This is a genomic window from Marinobacterium aestuariivivens, assembly GCF_042661465.1.
In the GTDB taxonomy this organism is placed as follows: domain Bacteria; phylum Pseudomonadota; class Gammaproteobacteria; order Pseudomonadales; family Balneatricaceae; genus Marinobacterium_A; species Marinobacterium_A aestuariivivens.
Map to the genome: position 1 here is coordinate 174,249 of NZ_JBHSWE010000001.1, position 16,497 is coordinate 190,745.

General features: G+C 62.5%; 15 protein-coding genes and 2 pseudogenes. 6 read left to right on the forward strand and 11 right to left on the reverse strand.

Going from position 1 to position 16,497, the window contains the following annotated elements; translation table 11 throughout:
* Nucleotides 1–188: 188 nt before the first annotated feature.
* Entirely contained in the window at nucleotides 189–2,324 is a 2,136-nt protein-coding gene (rlmKL, locus tag ACFQDL_RS00890) for a bifunctional 23S rRNA (guanine(2069)-N(7))-methyltransferase RlmK/23S rRNA (guanine(2445)-N(2))-methyltransferase RlmL (protein WP_379907389.1), read from the reverse strand.
* 324 nt (nucleotides 2,325–2,648) lie between these two features.
* Here rlmKL and rmf point away from each other — a divergent pair, with 324 nt between their 5' ends.
* A complete protein-coding gene (gene rmf, locus ACFQDL_RS00895; RefSeq protein ID WP_379907390.1) occupies nucleotides 2,649–2,855 on the forward strand; it encodes a ribosome modulation factor in 207 nt (68 codons plus the stop codon).
* A gap of 76 nt (nucleotides 2,856–2,931) precedes the next feature.
* Here the strand turns inward: rmf and ACFQDL_RS00900 are convergent.
* The 5 genes and pseudogenes from ACFQDL_RS00900 to ACFQDL_RS00920 form a co-directional block, all read right to left on the reverse strand.
* Nucleotides 2,932–3,965: pseudogene (locus tag ACFQDL_RS00900) on the reverse strand (quinone-dependent dihydroorotate dehydrogenase).
* 102 nt (nucleotides 3,966–4,067) lie between these two features.
* A complete protein-coding gene (locus ACFQDL_RS00905; protein ID WP_379907391.1) occupies nucleotides 4,068–4,313 on the reverse strand; it encodes a DUF2835 domain-containing protein in 246 nt (81 codons plus the stop codon).
* Between the two features lie 81 nt (nucleotides 4,314–4,394).
* Nucleotides 4,395–7,143, reverse strand: a pseudogene (locus ACFQDL_RS00910) (NAD-glutamate dehydrogenase domain-containing protein).
* Entirely contained in the window at nucleotides 7,026–8,267 is a 1,242-nt protein-coding gene (locus ACFQDL_RS00915) for a hypothetical protein (RefSeq protein WP_379907392.1), read from the reverse strand. Before ACFQDL_RS00915 ends, ACFQDL_RS00910 begins: the two are co-directional and overlap by 118 nt.
* Before the next feature lie 107 nt (nucleotides 8,268–8,374).
* A complete protein-coding gene (locus ACFQDL_RS00920) occupies nucleotides 8,375–9,274 on the reverse strand; it encodes a hypothetical protein (protein ID WP_379907393.1) in 900 nt (299 codons plus the stop codon).
* A gap of 310 nt (nucleotides 9,275–9,584) precedes the next feature.
* Between ACFQDL_RS00920 and ACFQDL_RS00925 the strand changes: the two genes are divergently transcribed.
* Genes ACFQDL_RS00925 through ACFQDL_RS00940 form a run of 4 tightly spaced genes read left to right on the forward strand, consistent with a single transcriptional unit; the run spans nucleotide 9,585 to nucleotide 12,127 of the window.
* On the forward strand, nucleotides 9,585–10,352 hold the full coding sequence (locus tag ACFQDL_RS00925; protein WP_379907394.1) for a BatD family protein: 768 nt from the start codon (nucleotides 9,585–9,587) through the stop codon (nucleotides 10,350–10,352).
* On the forward strand, nucleotides 10,328–10,687 hold the full coding sequence (locus tag ACFQDL_RS00930) for a hypothetical protein (protein ID WP_379907395.1): 360 nt from the start codon (nucleotides 10,328–10,330) through the stop codon (nucleotides 10,685–10,687). Before ACFQDL_RS00925 ends, ACFQDL_RS00930 begins: the two co-directional genes overlap by 25 nt.
* On the forward strand, nucleotides 10,614–11,630 hold the full coding sequence (locus ACFQDL_RS00935) for a BatD family protein (protein ID WP_379907396.1): 1,017 nt from the start codon (nucleotides 10,614–10,616) through the stop codon (nucleotides 11,628–11,630). The genes ACFQDL_RS00930 and ACFQDL_RS00935 overlap by 74 nt, the downstream gene beginning before the upstream one ends.
* 11 nt (nucleotides 11,631–11,641) lie before the next feature.
* Entirely contained in the window at nucleotides 11,642–12,127 is a 486-nt protein-coding gene (locus ACFQDL_RS00940) for an ion channel (RefSeq protein ID WP_379907397.1), read from the forward strand.
* A 142-nt stretch (nucleotides 12,128–12,269) separates the two neighbouring features.
* Here ACFQDL_RS00940 and ACFQDL_RS00945 read toward each other — a convergent pair whose 3' ends face one another.
* Nucleotides 12,270–13,172: a TIGR01777 family oxidoreductase gene (locus ACFQDL_RS00945; RefSeq protein WP_379907398.1), complete on the reverse strand. Its 903-nt coding sequence runs from the start codon at nucleotides 13,170–13,172 to the stop codon at nucleotides 12,270–12,272.
* Nucleotides 13,173–13,311: 139 nt separating this feature from the next.
* Here ACFQDL_RS00945 and ACFQDL_RS00950 point away from each other — a divergent pair, with 139 nt between their 5' ends.
* Nucleotides 13,312–13,923, forward strand: a complete 612-nt coding sequence (locus tag ACFQDL_RS00950; RefSeq protein ID WP_379907399.1) for a riboflavin synthase subunit alpha — start codon at nucleotides 13,312–13,314, stop codon at nucleotides 13,921–13,923.
* 50 nt (nucleotides 13,924–13,973) lie between these two features.
* On the opposite strand, the gene ACFQDL_RS00955 is transcribed toward ACFQDL_RS00950, so the two are convergent.
* The 4 genes from ACFQDL_RS00955 to ACFQDL_RS00970 all read right to left on the reverse strand — a co-directional run bounded on the left by ACFQDL_RS00955 (nucleotide 13,974) and on the right by ACFQDL_RS00970 (nucleotide 16,462).
* On the reverse strand, nucleotides 13,974–14,522 hold the full coding sequence (locus ACFQDL_RS00955; protein WP_379907400.1) for a hemerythrin domain-containing protein: 549 nt from the start codon (nucleotides 14,520–14,522) through the stop codon (nucleotides 13,974–13,976).
* 147 nt (nucleotides 14,523–14,669) lie between these two features.
* On the reverse strand, nucleotides 14,670–15,230 hold the full coding sequence (locus ACFQDL_RS00960; RefSeq protein WP_379907401.1) for an HAD family hydrolase: 561 nt from the start codon (nucleotides 15,228–15,230) through the stop codon (nucleotides 14,670–14,672).
* Nucleotides 15,217–16,026, reverse strand: coding sequence for an AlbA family DNA-binding domain-containing protein (locus ACFQDL_RS00965; protein WP_379907402.1), 810 nt, complete (start codon nucleotides 16,024–16,026; stop codon nucleotides 15,217–15,219). The genes ACFQDL_RS00960 and ACFQDL_RS00965 overlap by 14 nt, the downstream gene beginning before the upstream one ends.
* 172 nt (nucleotides 16,027–16,198) lie before the next feature.
* Nucleotides 16,199–16,462 carry a hypothetical protein gene (locus tag ACFQDL_RS00970; RefSeq protein ID WP_379907403.1) on the reverse strand — a complete coding sequence of 88 codons (264 nt, stop codon included), beginning with the start codon at nucleotides 16,460–16,462 and terminating at the stop codon, nucleotides 16,199–16,201.
* Between the last annotated feature and the right edge of the window lie 35 nt (nucleotides 16,463–16,497).

The following is a 16,497-nucleotide window of genomic DNA, read 5'->3' on the forward strand; positions in this document are numbered from 1 at the left end:
ATGGCCGACCGGTAGCCAGGCCCTGGCGTATTCAGCCCTCGATGCCCTTATTTGCTGCATGACAAGCACCCGTTTGGCGCACATCGGATCCTTTGATCACCAAAACGAAGCATGATTCATGCCACAAAACCATGCACCGGGACGCAAGGCGGGCGCCACCGGCTGGCGGTGGCACCCGGCGACGGGGATCAGCCGCGGTGGCGAATCTCGAAGCAGACATGGATACCGGCACTGCGCTTGAAGTCCGGATCCAGCGTCTGGGCGGTGATATCGCGGATATCGAAAGCCGCCAGTGCCTCGTAATCGAGCCTGAAACGACGGTAGTTGTTGGAGAAGATCAGCAGGCCATCCGGGCGCAGCCGCTTCATCGCCGCCTCGATCAGCATCACATGATCGCGCTGGATGTCGAGCACCGCCTCCATGCGCTTGGAATTCGAAAAGGTCGGCGGATCCATGAAGATCAGATCATAGGTCTGCGGATGGCGCTGCTGCAGCCAGCGGGTGCAGTCGGCCTGAATAAAATGATGGGGGCCGCCCCCGAAGCCGTTCAGGGCCATGTTCTTCATCGCCCAGGCGAGGTAGGTGGCCGACATGTCGACACTGGTGGTGGAAGCGGCGCCACCGACGGCCGCATGCACCGTGGCGGTGCCGGTATAGCAGAAGAGGTTCAGCACATCCTTGCCGGCGGCCAGCGCCTGGACACGGCGGCGCACCGGCCGATGGTCGAGGAACAGACCGGTGTCCAGGTAGTCGTGCAGGTTCACCCTGAGCCTGCAGCCATGCTCCTGCACTTCGAAAAAGTAGTCACTCTGCCCCTGGCGATCGTACTGACTGGCGCCCTGCTGGCGCTTGCGCTGTTTCAGCACGACACGCTCGGGCCGCACATCCAGCACTTCGGGTATGGCCTTGACGACATCCTGCAGGCGCTCGAACGCCTTGACCGGATCCACCGAGCGCGGCGGCGCGTACTCCTGCACATGCACCCAGTCGCCGTAGAGGTCCACGGCAACGGCATACTCGGGCATATCGGCATCGTAGACACGATAGCATTCGATACCTTCGCGACGAACCCACTTCGACAGTGCCTTGAAATTCTTCTTCAGCCGGTTGGCGAACATCTGCGCCTGCTCGCCCAGTACGACGGCCCCCTCCTCCGGCAATGGCCGCTCGCGCTCGGCATAGAGCGTATAAAGAAACAGGGTGCACTCGATGGCGCCATTGAAGAGACGGTACTGGCGATCGGCCTTCAGCCCGATCACCTTGCACTGCTCGGGGTTGCCGCTAAACAGCGCCACGCGCCAGCCGCCGAACTGCCGTTTCAGCCGCTCCCCCATCTGCCGGTACATGAACATCAGCTCGCCGGCATCACCGATGCGCTCGGCATAGGGCGGGTTGGTCACCAGCACCCCCGGCCCCGGCTGCGGCGGCGCCAGTTCGACCATAGCCTGCTCTCGCCACTCGACAAGCTCGCCGACACCCGCCCGCAGGGCATTGTCCCGTGCACGCTGCAGCACCTCGGCGTCGCGGTCGAAACCGAAGAAGCGCACCCCGAGACGTTCCAGCCCCTGTTCACGGCGCTGTTCCGCCTCTTCGACCAGCGGCTTCCACAACGATTTGTCGTGGCGCAGCCAGCGACTGAAACCGAAGCGCTGCCGCAACAGTCCCGGCGCGATATCGGCCGCCATCAGCGCCGCTTCGATCACCAGGGTACCGGAACCGCACATCGGGTCCAGCAGCTGCGAATGACTGTCGGCCAGCTGCGGCCAGCCGGCGCGATAGAGCACTGCCGCGGCGAGGTTCTCCTTCATCGGCGCCAGTCCCGCCTCCTTGCGATAGCCACGCCGGTGAAGACTGTCACCGGACAGGTCCAGGGCGATACTGGCCTGGCCTTTCGCCAGATGCACGCTGATGCGCACGTCGGGCTGGCGCCGCTCGACTGCCGGACGACTGCCGGTCTTCTGCCGCACCTGGTCGACGATCGCGTCCTTGACCCGCTGGGCACCGAAATGGGTATTGATGATCTTGCTCGAGCGACCGCTGAAGTCGACCGCCAGGGTTCCGGCCGGGCGCAGATGTTCGAGCCAGTCGACCTGCTGCACCGCCCGGTAGAGGTCGTCGGCACTGTCCACCGGCGCCTCGGCAAGCGGCAGCAACACCCGGTTGGCCAGTCGCGACCAGAGACAGACGCGGTACGCATCGACCAGCCCGGCGTCGACATGCACCCCGGCCGGGGTCTCTTTCGCCACGGTAATGTTCAGAGCGGTCAGCTCCTCGCGCAGCAGGCCTTCGATGCCCTTCGGGCAGGTCACAAAAAATTCATCCACTTCGCTCTTCAGTTGTCTTACCGGGCCGGGGACGCGTCGGGCCCGGCAACAAGAATTTCATTCAATCGTAATCATTTTTTAATGAAAACATTTCAGCAGCTGACTACATCCGGCGACAGCCCAATAAGTCATTGATAACACTACCGTTTAAAACCACATTCGATACTCGCGCTATGGTGGCTCAAATATCGATAGCTTTTTTGGATCGTAAGTCCGACCAATTTCCGATATCAATGAAGCTGTGGTCGACATCCGCTGTCGCCACTGCGTTGGGAGCGGCTCGAGAGCGCCGGCTCCGAATACAGAATTATAGAGAGGCGTACTATGAGAAGACAGAAACGCGACAAAACCTCTACTCTGTTCAATCGCGGTTTCCAAGCTGGTTTGGAAGGCAAGTCCATGAGCAGCTGTCCGGTCAACGAGGTTGCGATGCGCAGCTACTGGATGAATGGATGGCGAGAGGGACGGGAAGCCCACTGGAGCGGCCAATCCGGCGTCTCGGCCATACAGGCCAACCCTTCGCTTCACTAATTCCCGATACGACGACTGACTAATCCGATTTCAGCATGGCTCCCCACGGGGAGCCATTTGCGTTTTGGCCGTACGCTCAGCGCCCGGCCAGCTGCAGCGCCCTGATCGCTTCCACGGAATCGGCCACCAGACTCGGGCCCTGAAAGATAAAACCGGTGTAGATCTGCACCAGGCTCGCTCCCGCCTCGATCTTCTCTGCCGCATCAAAGCCCTCGGTAATGCCGCCTACGCCGATAATCGGCAGGGCGCCATCAAGCTCCTGCGCCAGCTGACGAATGGTACGGGTCGAACGGTTGCGCAACGGTGCGCCACTAAGCCCCCTTCCTCGTGACGCAGCGGGGAGTCCTCGATGCCGTCGCGTGACAGCGTCGTGTTCGTGGCGATCACACCATCCATCTCGTAGGTCTTCAGCGCCTTGGCCACCAGTCCAATCTCGTCGTCGGTCATGTCCGGTGCGATCTTGACCGCAATCGGCACATACTTGTCGTGCAGCCGTGCCTGCCGCGCCTGCTCGCCCTTGAGGCGGTTGAGCAGGCGGTTCAGCGACTCGCCGAACTGCAGACTGCGCAGCCCCGGGGTGTTGGGCGACGAGATGTTGACCGTGATATAGCTGGCCCGCGGATACACCTTGCGCAGACAGTAGATGTAATCCTCGTCCGCCTTTTCGTTGGGGGTGTCCTTGTTCTTGCCGATATTGATCCCCAGCACGCCGTCATAGCGGCTGCGCGAGAGGTTGTGCAGCAGTTGATCGACGCCAAGGTTGTTGAACCCCATGCGGTTGATGATGGCCGAATGCTCGGGAATCCGGAACAGCCGGGGTTTAGGGTTGCCCGGCTGCGGCCGCGGTGTCACGGTGCCCACCTCGACGAAACCGAACCCCATGGCCGCCAGACCATCCACCGCGGTGCCGTTCTTGTCCAGCCCCGCCGCCAGTCCGACCGGATTCGGAAAGCGAATACCCATGACCTCAACCGGACAGCTTTCCGGACGGGCACCGAACAGCCGGTGCAGCCCCAGGTTCGCCACCAGGTTCATGCCCCCGAGGGCCAGGTCATGGGACAGCTCCGGCTCCAGTCTGAACATCGAATAACGTGCGAGCTGATACAACATCGGTCATCCATTAGCGTTGGCAAAATAAGGCGGCATTATAGGCGACGTATCAGAATCTGAACACCCGCTCCGAAGCACGGGTCAGGTGCATGGACAAAAGACCTACGACAGCCGCTCGATCTTCAGGAAACGCCCCCGGGCATCGAAGTGTATCCTGAAGCGCCCGCGGACGCCGTCATGGAGTACGAATGGCTGAAGGATACGCGCCGGGAACCGCACGCGGCGCCCGTCCCGCGCGGTCACGACCACATCCAGGGCGCCCGCGCTGCGGTAGTACCGCAGGTATTCATCGCGGCTGATGTTCAGTTCGACTTCTATCTTCTGGTTCATCCTGATCGCAGATGTCATGGGGCTTTAACGGCTTCGCGTCACGCGTCACGCATATTAGACGCCTGATCCGTAACCTGTCACCTGCAACCTGCCACCGATCTAGTCGCTGTAGGCGCTGTTTTTCGCCAGGTCGAACAGCTCCCTGATCGCCACCGTGTACATCGAGTACTCGGCCCGATCCGCCGCCCTCAGCTCGCCGAGCAGGTAGCGCCAGCGCTCGACCTGGGCACGGTTCTGCACTTCCCAGTCCCCGATCAGGTCCGCCATGCTGCGGCCGCGCCTGAAGCCACGCAGCAGCGACGCTACCAGCGCCCGATGCTGCCAGTCGAGATCGTCACGGAAGGCTTCGCGCGCCAGCGCCTGCCAGTAGTTCTCGACCACCAGACCATCGAGCTGCTCGGCAAACCAGTGCAGATCGAGCTGCTGGCCAAGCTCGTAATAGGCGCGCACGACCTGGTCCATGGTCAGCCCCCGTTCGGCGGCCACCTCGGTCATGCCCAGTATCGAATAGAGGCTGCGGGTGGCCGCCACCAGGCGCGCCAGCTTGTCGGGTACCCCCGCATCGGTATAACGGTCGCGGGCCACCTGCCAGACCTCCAGCGGACGCCCCACCATGAGTTCGCCCAGGCGGGACGCGGCACGCATGACCTTGTCGCCGAACTCCGCGGCTTCGCGGGCGCAATCGAGGGTGCCGCGACGGTTGCGCACAAACCAGCGGCAGGCACGGCGGATCAGGTGTTGCAGATCATGCATCATCGCCACCTGGATCTCGACCTCCACCCGGTGGTCCAGAGCCTCTATCTGCTGCCACAGAGACTCGAGACTGAACAGCTTGCGCACCAGCGCATAGGCACGGGCGATCGTTTCGATATCGGCGCCGGTCGAGGCCTGTAGCCGGTCGAAAAATTCACCCCCATGAAGTTGACGATGTGGTTCGCCAGCTGGGTTGCGATGATTTCGCGTCTCAGGCGATGCTGCTGGTGCAGGGACTCGCCGAAGCGACGCACCAGCAGCGGCGGAAAGGCGGTATCCAGCTCCGGCTGCAGGTAGGGTCCTCCGGAAGGGTCGAACTCAGCAATCGCTCCTTGAGCTCGGCCTTGCTGTAGGATATCAGCACCGAGAGCTCGGGCCGGGTCAGCCCCTGCCCCTGGTTGTGCCGCTCGGCCAGCGCCTCGTCATCCGGCAGATACTCCAGCGCCCGATCCAGCCGATGGCTGTTCTCGAGATGGGTGATGAAACGGCGGTACTCGGCCATCGACTCGGCCGAACGGATCTCCATCAGACTGATCGACTGCACCTGGCGGTAGTTGTTCAGCAGCACCCGTTCGGCCACCTGCTCGGTCATGTCCTGCAACAGCCGGTTTCTCTGCTTGCCGGTGAGGTCGCCGGCCGCCACCAGTTCGTTGAGCAGAATCTTGATATTGACCTCGTGGTCGGAACAGTCGACGCCGCCGGCGTTGTCGATAAAGTCCGTATTCAGGCGCCCGCCCGCCAGGGCATATTCGATCCGTGCCCGCTGGGTCAGACCGAGATTGCCGCCCTCGCCAATGACGCGACACTGCAGCGCGGCCGCATTGACCCGCACGGCATCATTGGCTTTGTCACCCACCTCAATGTGGGCTTCGCCGCTGGCCTTGACGTAGGTACCGATGCCGCCGTTCCAGAGCAGATCGACAGGCGCCCGCAGCAGCGCCGAGATCAGCTCGTTCGGCGTCATGCGCTCGCTGCTGATCCCGACCAGCTGTTGAAGCGGCGGGCTGAGACGGATCGACTTGGCGCTGCGCTCGAACACGCCGCCCCCTTCGGATATCAAGGCCGGATCGTAATCCAGCCAGGTCGAACGCGGCAGTCTGAACAGGCGCTCCCGCTCAGAGTAGCTCGCCTGGGCATCCGGCGACGGATCGATAAAGATGTGCTGGTGATTGAAAGCGGCGACCAGCAGAATCTGGCACGACATCAGCATGCCGTTGCCGAAGACATCGCCGGACATGTCACCGATGCCCAGCACCCGGAAGGGATCCTGGCGGGTGTTGAGGCCAAGCTCGCGGAAATGACGCTCCACCGAGATCCAGGCACCACGGGCGGTAATGCCCATTTTCTTGTGGTCGTAGCCCTGACTGCCGCCCGAGGCGAAGGCATCGCCGAGCCAGAAACCGTAATCTGCGGCAATACCGTTGGCGATATCGGAAAAGCTTGCCGTCCCCTTGTCGGCGGCGACCACCAGATAGCTGTCATCCCCGTCATGGCGCACCAGGTCACGCGGTGGCACCGGCTCGCCCTCCACCAGGTTGTCAGTCAGATCCAGCAAACCGCTGACCAGCAGACGATAGCAGGCGATCCCCTCCTCCTGACGCTGGTCGCGACTCATGCCATCATGCAGCTGCTTGGCGACAAAACCGCCTTTGGCCCCCACCGGTACGATGACCGCATTCTTGACCTGCTGCGCCTTGACCAGCCCGAGCACCTCGGTGCGATAGTCCTCGGGCCGGTCGGACCAGCGCAGGCCACCGCGGGCCACTTTGCCGGCGCGCAGGTGCACGCCTTCGACCCGCGGCGAAAAGACGAATATCTCATACAGCGGACGCGGCAACGGCGCCTCGACGAGTTCCCGCGGTGCCAGTTTGAGGGCGATGTAGGGCTTGGGTTCCCCGTCGGCATCGCGCTGATAGAAGTTGACTCTCTTGGTGGCCCGGATCAGCGTCAGGTATTGGCGAATGATGCGGTCCTCGGTCAGGCTCGGCACCTGCTCCAGCCCATCCTCCAGCGCCTGTACCAGCCGCGTTTCCTGCCCCCCAGCGGATGATCGGGATCGAAACGGGCATGAAACAGCTGCACCAGTTGCTTGCACAGACCCACCTGGTGATAGAGCGCCGCACTGATCGCCTCGCCGCTGATATTGAAATTGAGCTGTTTCAGGTAGGCTGCATAGGCTCGCAGCACCGACACTTCTCGCGAGCGCAGGCGCGCGGCCAGGACCAGGCGATTGAAGTCATCGTTGACCGCCTGTCCGTACCAGATGCCGAGAAAGGCCTCCGCGAAGATCTCCCTGAACTCCTGGAGGGCGATGATCTCATTGCCGACGAAGCGCAGATTGAAGTCGTGTATCCAGATGGACTCGTCCAGATGCATCACCTGATAGGGGTGCTCGTCGATCACCCGCAGCCCCAGGTTTTCCAGCACAGGCAGCACATCGGACAGCGGCAGTGAACGGTGCAGATGAAACAGCTTGAAGTTGAGCGCCTCCTCTTCTGCCTCCAGGTTACGATAAAAGCCCAGGCTCAACGCCTGCTCCTCCCCCAGCTCCATCATGTGACGGATATCGACCACGGCGGTGCGGGCCTGGAAATCCGCACGGTAACCGGCGGGAAAGCCGCCGCCGTATTCGTTGAACGCCCGGGTACCGGCCTCTTCTCCAAGCACCTCGACCAGCGCATCGCGAAGATCGTCGGTCCAGGATCGGGCTGCACGACGCACCGCCTGCTCCACCCGGTCGGGGTCGATACTGTCCGGCACCCGGCCGGATTCGGGCCTCAGGATGAACTGGGTGCGTGCCAGTACCGATTCCGAAAAATGGGTATTGAACTCGGCATGCTGGCAGCCCAGTTCCTCGAGCAGCACCGCTTCGACCTTGCGGCGAAACTCGGTACTGTAGACTTCCCGGGGCGAGTAGACGAGGCAGGAAAAAAACTGACCATAGGCGTCGCGATGAATGAACAGCCGAATCTGACGCCGCTCATGAATCTGCAGAATGGCGATGGCGGTCTGATACAGCTCGTTGACACCGATCTGAAACAGGTCGTCACGCGGGTAGGTTTCCAGTATCTGCAGCAGCTCCTTCCAGTCGTGTCCGCGGGGCACCAGCCCGGACTTGCGCATCACCGCATCGATCTTGCGACGGACCACCGGAATGCGGCGTGAACTCTGGATATAGACCGAAGAGGTATAAAGCCCCAGAAAACGCGCCTCGCCCACCAATTCTCCGTCATCACCAAAACGCTTGAGACTGATGTAATCGGGAAATCCGGGACGGTGGATCCGGGACTTGGCGACCGACTTGGAAAACGACAGCAGCTCCGGAATCAGCGTGAAGTCCCCCGCCTCCCGCTCGCCCCCTGGATCAGCTCGCTGCGCAGGTTCTCGTCGCAGATTTTCAACAGTCCCAGCTGAGAGCCCTCGACCGGCTCGAGTACCGACGCCCCCGGCTTCTCGACCAGCTGATACTCGTCGTAGCCGAGAAAGGTGAAATGATGCCTGAGCCAGCGAATGAACTCCGCGGCCTCGCGCATATCGGCCGCATCGAACTGGGCCGGTATCTGCCGCATCTCCTCGATCAGTCGGCCGGCACGCTCCAGCATGGCGTCGAAGTCCTCGACCACGACGCGCACTTCCGCCAGCAGAAAGGCCAGCGCCTGTTCGAGATCCGCCAGCTGGGCCGGGTCGGTATGACGGTCGACCTCGATCGACACCAGCATCTCGCGAGAAAGCTTGCGCGCGCGGCTGTCGAGGGGCAGCAACTGCCGGAGCTGGTGGCGCTCGCTGCGCCGCACCGCCAGCACGGCGCTGTGAATCGCATGGATGGTCAGATTGCGCCGATTCAGCAGAATCCGTACCGAATCGACGATGAAGGGCATGTCGGTATGCAGCAGCGCGATCACCGTATGAGTCGACTGCCAGCCATGCTCCTCGACTTGCGGATTAAACACCCGAACCTTGGCCGAGTCGCCCGAATATTCCTGCAGAAACTGCCAGCAGGCGATGGTGGCGCCATAGAGGTCGTCCAGACGCCACTCTTTCAGGTCCGTGCGCGCCGCTGTCGCGTAGAAATGACGGGCGAACTCCACCAGGCGCTGAACGCGACGTTTCGGCTGGCGGCAGCGCAAGGTCTCATAAAGGCGCTCGAGTTGCCGCTCGCGTTCGTCAGCGGCTTCGTTGACCCCGGCCATGACGTCGACCTCCCTGGGTTGAACTCCGATTTGCATGGACGACAGCGCCCCCGGGATGCTGGCCGTTTCGTGAGTATAGCCAAGGCGACAGACCGAGCCGGCCCGGCGTCCGGTTGCACGGCGGCGCCTTCCATAACAAGTCATTGATATACCGGGGGGTTACCCGATAATACTTCGTGACACAGGTCTCAGTCCCTGCCCAAAGCAATGCCAGTCCCGGAGATGGCATGACGTTCGGCAAAGGCTGTAAAACCTGTTACCAGCACAGGCGACCGGGGTAGCCTCCATGGCAATATTGCACGCGGCCCTGAAGGGGCCTTTCACAGCAGGCTGAAGCAAAGGCGATATGCGAAAGCTGCCGTTACTACTGAACCTGATATGCCTGCCCGTCCTCGCCGACGTAACAGCCTATCTTGATCGACGCACGATCACGGTTCAGGATACGGTCCGCCTTACGCTCGAAGCCGACGACCGCGTGCAGCAGCCCGTCGATGTCTCCCCGCTTTATCACGACTTCCAGTTTCTCGGCAGCAAGCAATTGACGCTTTCGAGCCACGCCAGTGGCGACAGCCGCTATCGCACACGCTGGGAAATCCTGCTGAGACCGAAAAGCGCCGGTGAACTGGACGTCCCCGCGCTGCATATCGGCACCGAGTCGAGCCAGGCCCTGAAACTGAAGGTCCTGAACTCGGGAGCCAGCCAGAGCGGCCTGCAGGGCGAGCAGGCCTACATCGAATCCGAACTCGATGCGCAAGAAGTCTATCTCGGCAGCCAGCTGCTCTACACCGTACGACTCTATCATGCCATGGCGCTCTCCCCCGGCGCGAAGCTCACCGCACCCTACGTCCCGGGCAGTCAGATCAAGCCCTGGGCGATCAACGGCATTACAGTCGACTGGTCGGAGACCGGGAATACGGCGTCGTCGAGCAGCGTTACGCCATCTTCCCGACCCGCACCGGCACGCTCAGACTCGACGGCCCCATCTTCGAAGGCCGCACCGCCCCCGACGACCGACGTCTCGAGCTGCAGGCAAGCTCCCGGGACTTCAATGTCGTCGAGCCGGCCTACCAGAGCGCGCGGGGCTACTGGTTGCCGGCCACCGCTGTTTCGCTGAGCGACAGCGGCCCGCCGGCCGGCGTCATCGGGGAGAACCAGCCTTTGCAGCACAGCATCACCCTCACCGCCACCGGCCTCCCCGCCTCCCGGCTGCCGGAGCTGGCGCCGGCCTCGAACCAGGCGTTCCAGGTCCGCGTAGACAGCGTGGAACTCGACGAGGAGATAACCGAGCAGGGCCTGGTCAGCCGACGGGTCGAGCATCTGAGCCTGGTGCCGCGACGTACCGGCGAGCTGAGCTTCCCCCGGTGGATATCACCTGGTGGGACCTGGGCGAAAACCGGGCACGCAATGCCAGCCTGCCCGAACGGGTGCTGGAGGTACCGACCGACGTGACAGCCCCCGCTACCGCCCCCGGAGCGCGGCGTTACTGGCGCTGGAGCCCACCCGTCTCGAGCCCGGCCTGCAGCAGGCACTGGACAACAGCCGCCTTCTGATCGGCCTGCTGACCTTCACCAGCCTGGTATCTTCCCTCGGCTGGTTGTATACCTTCAACCATCTGCGACTGATGCGACGGGAAAGCCGCCAGCAGGCTCAGGAAGAGGAGATGCGCCGCCGGCGCAAACTGCTGATGGCCCACCAGATGGCCGAGAAAAACACCTTCCAGGCCCTGGCCATGGCCTGCCAGCAGAACAATCCTGAGGTCGCCAAGCTGCGCCTGATCGAATGGGCCCAGAACTTCTGGCCCGACCAGCAGATATTCAGCGGCGAAGACATCAGCGACGCCGCCCGCAGCCAGGCACTGGACTTCCTGATCCTCGACCTGGAACAGCACCTGTACCAGGGGACGCCTCGCTCTGGCACGGCGACCTGTTGCTCGAGGCCATCGAGAAACTGCGCCAGCGCCGCCCCGAGGGCGCCGAGGCGTTGCCGATGCCGGAACTCCACTACGCCTCCTGACGACGAGGTACCGCTCCATGACGAAAAAAGCCGTCGTCGCCTGATCCATACCCTTGGCCTTGGCGGCGTCGCGCCCGACGAAAACCCGACCGCCAGACGCTGGGGCACCTGGTTCGAATGGCCGATGATTCTGGCGGCACTCTGGATACTGGTCGACTGGTACCTCGCCAGCCAGAAGGGGCTGCCCTCCACCTACAGCCGCTTCACCGACCCACTGGTCTGGAGCTGCTTTCTGCTGGAACTGGTGCTGATGACGATTCTGGTCGACGACAAGCTCGGTCACCTGCGCCGCAACTGGCTCAACCTGGTGATCGTGCTGGCGGGCCTGCCGATACTCTGGGGGCCGAAGTCTACTATGCCGGCGCCCTGCGCACGCTGAGACTGCTGCTGATGCTGGGCATTTTCCTGCGCGTCTGGGACGACGTCTATGCCATTCTGACCCGCCACAACCTCGGCACCACTCTGGCGATCGGCTTTATCCTGCTGATGATCGCGGGCGTACTGATCTCGGGCATCGACCCGGCCTTCGAGTCGCCCATCGACGGTATCTGGTGGGCCTGGGTGACGGTCACGACCGTCGGCTACGGCGACCTGGTGCCCTCAACGACCGAGGGGCGCATTTTCGGCGCGCTGCTGATCCTGATGGGGATCGGACTGTTCTCGATGTTGACCGCCAGCTTTTCGGCTCTCTTCATCGAGCAGGGAGAGGAAGCGCTGACCCGGCGCGAGCAGGAAAACCTCAAGCGTATTGGCCACCTCGAAAACCGGCTCGAGCGTATCGAACGGCAGCTCGAACGCGCCATCGCCGCGCTCGACCGGCTCGAAGACCGCGCCGGCGCGGACGATGACCCGCAACACCGCAAAGCGGATAAGTGACAGGCATCCCACTTTGGCAGGAAGGCAACCTAGGGTGCTGGTGAGCAACGCGAACCGCACCGCGAACCTTCCGGTGCGGTTCGCGGTTCGCGCATCACCAGCACCCTACATAATGTGCCGCCACATACAGCAGGTTGCCGTCTTAGCGCTTCACACTGGCCTCGAGAGCCGGCTCCAGTTGCGAGTATTGAAACTCGTAGCCGGCATCGAGCAGCCGGCGCGGATAGACCCGCTGCCCTGACACCAGCAGCTCACTGGCTTCGCCCAGCAGAAGCTTCATCGCCAGTGCCGGTACCCGCAGCACCGCCGGACGTTTCAACACCCGCCCGAGCGTGCGGCTGAACTCGCCGTTGCTCACCGCTTCCGGCGCGCAGGCGTTGAAGGGACCGCGCAGGGTCTTCTGATCGATCAGGTAGCGGATAATGCCCACCTCATCGGCCAGTTGCACCCAGGACATCCATTGCCGGCCATTGCCGATGGGACCACCGAGACCGAGCCTGAACGCCGGCAGCATCTTGGCCAGGGCCCCGCCCGGGCCCAGCACGATGCCGGTGCGCACCAGACAGACGCGAACGCCAAGCTTTTCCGCCTGCAGCGCTTCGCTTTCCCAGTCGGCGCAGAGCTGGTGTGCAAATCCGGGTACGAAATCGTCGGCCTCTTCGGTCAGCAGATGGTCGTTGTCCTGACTGCCGTAATAGCCCACCGCCGAACCACTGACCAGCACGCCGGGGCGCCGGTCCAGGCGCTCGATAAGCCGCAACAGGTCCCGGGTGATCTGCAACCGGCTGTCCCGCAGCAGCTGTTTGCGCGCATCGCTCCAGCGCCGGTCGACGATAGGGGCCCCGGCCAGATTGACGATCGCGTCGAGCATTTCATCATTGGCAATTGCGCCCAGCCCCTCGATCACCCGAACGCCGGAGCCGAGTTTCCTGGCGGCACGGCCGGTGGAACGGGTCAGCACCACAACTTCGTGACCATCGCCCTGCAGCGAAGCGATCAGCGCCGAGCCGATAAAGCCGGTACCGCCGGTAATCAGTACTTTCATCCTCTCTCCTTGCTGGCGTCTCGCCGGTGCCTCCTGGCAGCAGCGCTCCACCTGACGATTTGCGTCTGCGGACCTCATTGACACCGGAAGGTCAGCTACTTAAGCTGCGAGCTCAGACCAGCAGCCATACGGAATATCCATGTTTACCGGTATCGTCCAGGGCAAGGCCCGGGTCCTCGACCTGCAACGTCACCCACAGTTTATGCAACTCAGTGTCGAATTGCCGCCCGGTCATGCAGATCGGCTGGAACAGGGTGCCAGCATCGCCCTGAATGGCACCTGCCTCACGGTCACGGGCTTCGATGGCAACCGTGTGCAGTTCGACCTCATCGTCGAAACCCTGAGGGTCACAAACCTGGGAGACCTCGGGGTCGGGGACGAGGTCAACTTCGAGCGCGCGGCCCGCTTCGGCGACGAGATCGGCGGCCACTGCCTCTCCGGTCACGTCCATGCCTGCGTCGAGATCCTCGAGATCAGGAAAAGCGGGCACAACTGCGAAGTCTGGTTCGCACTGCCCGCTGCGCTGCACAAGTACATCCTGCCCAAGGGCTTTGTCGCGCTGAACGGCTGCAGCCTGACCATCGGCGACGTGCTCGAGGATCGCTTCAACGTCTACCTGATACCTGAGACCCTGGCCGTAACCGGATTCGGTACGGCGCAGACCGGCGAACGGATCAATCTGGAAGTGGACCCGCAGACACAGGCCACGGTGGATACGGTGGAGCGGTTCCTCTCGCAGAGAAACCTCTAAGCCGTACGCTGGGTTTCGGCCCTAGGGGCCTCTACCCAATCTACGTACAACTATGCCTTCATATCCTGCACCAGCGCCTGGTAAAGTTCGACATACTGCTCGGAGCGATTTTCCCCAAACAGCGGATCCTCGTTTTTCGGCAACTGCTCATCGAGCTTGATCCAGTCACCCTGCTCCGCCACCTGATCGATGCCCGGAAAGATCTCGGCTTCCTCGAAGTCGATGTGCGCCTTCTGCTCATCGACATAGCGTTCGAGCATGTCGATGAACTGGTCCATCGGCATCAGGGTATCGTTGAGAATGCTGTCGATGGCATCGCTCAGCTCGTGGGAGGAGGCATGCAGCTTTCGGTGCTGCGCGGTGCACTGTCGCATCAGTTCGTCGAGGCGGCTGTCCCGACCCTCGAAAAAGGCGAACAGCTGGTCTTCCAGTGGATGGTGATGGCGATCGGCATATTCGCTGATATAGTCGACCGCATCGGCCATCAGGCGAAAGTTCGGACGTGTTCCGGCACGCAACTTGCCAACTTTGGCCCGCAGCACATCCAGCAGGCGATTGAGATTGATATGGTCCTTGTGCAGGACGGACAGGATCGTCATCTTGAACCTCCGCTATAAAGGGATGCCTTTACTATAGACAAGACAACCGGGCCGTTGTTGACGACATTGACATCAAATAAGGCCAGCGGGTGACCCGTTACGCCACCAGGCGGTGAAGCTCGGCGAGACTGCCCACCCGCAGATCGGTCAGTTCCGGCCACTCGGGGCCTGACGGGGGACGACATGGACCGTCTGCATGCCCGCACCGCGGCCGGCTTCGAGATCATAGCGGAAGTCGCCCACCATCAGTGCCTGCGCAGGCGATGCGTTCCAGCAGGCGAGCAGGTGCCGCAGGCCGCCGGGGTCCGGCTTGGGCCGGGCCTCGTCGCGCCCCAGCACGAAGGGTGGCTCGAAATGGTGAGCCACGCCGATGGCCGCGAGCGACAGCAGCGCCAGCTCGCGACTGTTGCGGGTCAGTATCCCGAGCCGGCAGCGGCGTTGCGCCAGGGACTCCAGCAGCGGGTGCAGCCCCTCCGCCGGCTGCGCCTGACGGGCATAATGATGCTCGAGTTCGTCCAGCCGCCGCACGCGTTCGCTGCGTTCCGGCTCGGGCAGCGCCGCCAGCCAGTCGAGGATATCGGCCGCCTGCGGGATCCCGAGCTCGCACCGGATGTGATTGAAGTCATGTACCGGCAGCGTCAGGGTACCGTCCAGGTCGAAGATCCAGTGTCGACATTCACGCAGCCAGTTGATGTCAGTGTTCGCCACCGTTTTCTCCATCGATCGTCTCCAGGATGCCGGCCAGCTTGTTTTCCACCTCCTGCAACAGCCGCTGGTAACGCTGCTGACTGCCGTCGCCCTCACCAAGCAGCCGCTCGAGATTGCCGAGGCTGTCCTGGCTGTCGCGTATCGCCTGCAGCACGTTGCGCGAGCGTTTCTTGTGACTGTCGGTCAGTTGGCCGATACGGCTGAGGGTCCGTTTCAACTGGTCGTCGAGGTCGTGGATATGCTGACTCACCTGCAGGAGGCCGTCGCTGAGCGAATGGCTGATACCGCCGATCTGGTGCTCGAGGCGAAAGACGGCATTGCGGAACCGGGACAGGAACTGCTCCCCTTCCCGATCCATGAAGATCGACAGCAGCTCCTCGGGATAGAGCGCCCGGTTGCGGCCATCGGCACGAATGCTGTACTGACCGCCCTGGGTGCAATAGGGCTTGGCATGCCCCGACGGGATTTCGATCCTCAGGATCGACTTCGCCGCCAGGTTTTCCGCGAAGATTTCCACTTCGATATTGGGGTAGCAGCCGGTGGCCTTGTTGACGATGCTCAGGCGAGCGCTGTCGTCGACCTCGCAGCCGACAACCCGGCCGCGCTGGACACCATCGGTGGTGGTGTACTCGTCGATGCCGATCAGCAGGGTACCACCGGCTGCTGCATTGGCGAAGGCCACGAGATCCGCGGCATGAACCGCGGACGCCTCGCGCTTGAAATCGACGTTGACACCCTCGGGCATCTCCAGCAGACGCCGGGTACGCCCCGAGATCCGACGATACTCCCTTCTCATCTGCGCACCGTTTCAGGCTCGCTGAATAATCGCAGCGGCCGCCCTGCCCTGTCAGCCGTAAATGGCGTCATCGAAGGGGTCGAGGGGATGCTCCAGCATCTTGTCGTCACGGAAATAGAGGATGCGACCTTCAAACTTGAGCCCCTTGGAGGCAAACCAGCGGTCGGTGTCTTCACACCCTCTTCCGCCTTGCCGGTCTGCATCCGCGCCACCAGCAGGCGATAGAAGTAGATGCCGAACAACGCGGCCGCAGCCCCGAGGAAAAATCGGACGCCAGCGCAAAAATCAGCGTCACCAGGCCCGCGACCCAAACCCGGCTGGCCCGGGCGGTCTGCATCGCCCGGGTGGCATCGTCGAGCTGATCACGGAACTTCAGATAGCGACGATAGTTCTGCTGCAGATCGAACTTGTCGTGGCTTGAAAGCAATCTATCCATTTAATGCATCCCTGAGTGTTTTCTTGATAATAAAT

What these genes read in the sequence shown, in the direction of transcription:
- ACFQDL_RS00950 (WP_379907399.1), top strand. Translation starts at nt 13,312, where the DNA reads ATGTTTACCGGTATCGTCCAGGGCAAGGCCCGGGTCCTCGACCTGCAA.
- ACFQDL_RS00945 (WP_379907398.1), bottom strand. Translation starts at nt 13,172, where the DNA reads ATGAAAGTACTGATTACCGGCGGTACCGGCTTTATCGGCTCGGCGCTG.
- ACFQDL_RS00940 (WP_379907397.1), top strand. Translation starts at nt 11,642, where the DNA reads ATGCTGGGCATTTTCCTGCGCGTCTGGGACGACGTCTATGCCATTCTG.
- ACFQDL_RS00905 (WP_379907391.1), bottom strand. Translation starts at nt 4,313, where the DNA reads ATGACATCTGCGATCAGGATGAACCAGAAGATAGAAGTCGAACTGAAC.
- ACFQDL_RS00920 (WP_379907393.1), bottom strand. Translation starts at nt 9,274, where the DNA reads ATGCAAATCGGAGTTCAACCCAGGGAGGTCGACGTCATGGCCGGGGTC.
- ACFQDL_RS00925 (WP_379907394.1), top strand. Translation starts at nt 9,585, where the DNA reads ATGCGAAAGCTGCCGTTACTACTGAACCTGATATGCCTGCCCGTCCTC.
- ACFQDL_RS00965 (WP_379907402.1), bottom strand. Translation starts at nt 16,026, where the DNA reads ATGAGAAGGGAGTATCGTCGGATCTCGGGGCGTACCCGGCGTCTGCTG.
- ACFQDL_RS00955 (WP_379907400.1), bottom strand. Translation starts at nt 14,522, where the DNA reads ATGACGATCCTGTCCGTCCTGCACAAGGACCATATCAATCTCAATCGC.
- ACFQDL_RS00970 (WP_379907403.1), bottom strand. Translation starts at nt 16,462, where the DNA reads ATGGATAGATTGCTTTCAAGCCACGACAAGTTCGATCTGCAGCAGAAC.
- rmf (WP_379907390.1), top strand. Translation starts at nt 2,649, where the DNA reads ATGAGAAGACAGAAACGCGACAAAACCTCTACTCTGTTCAATCGCGGT.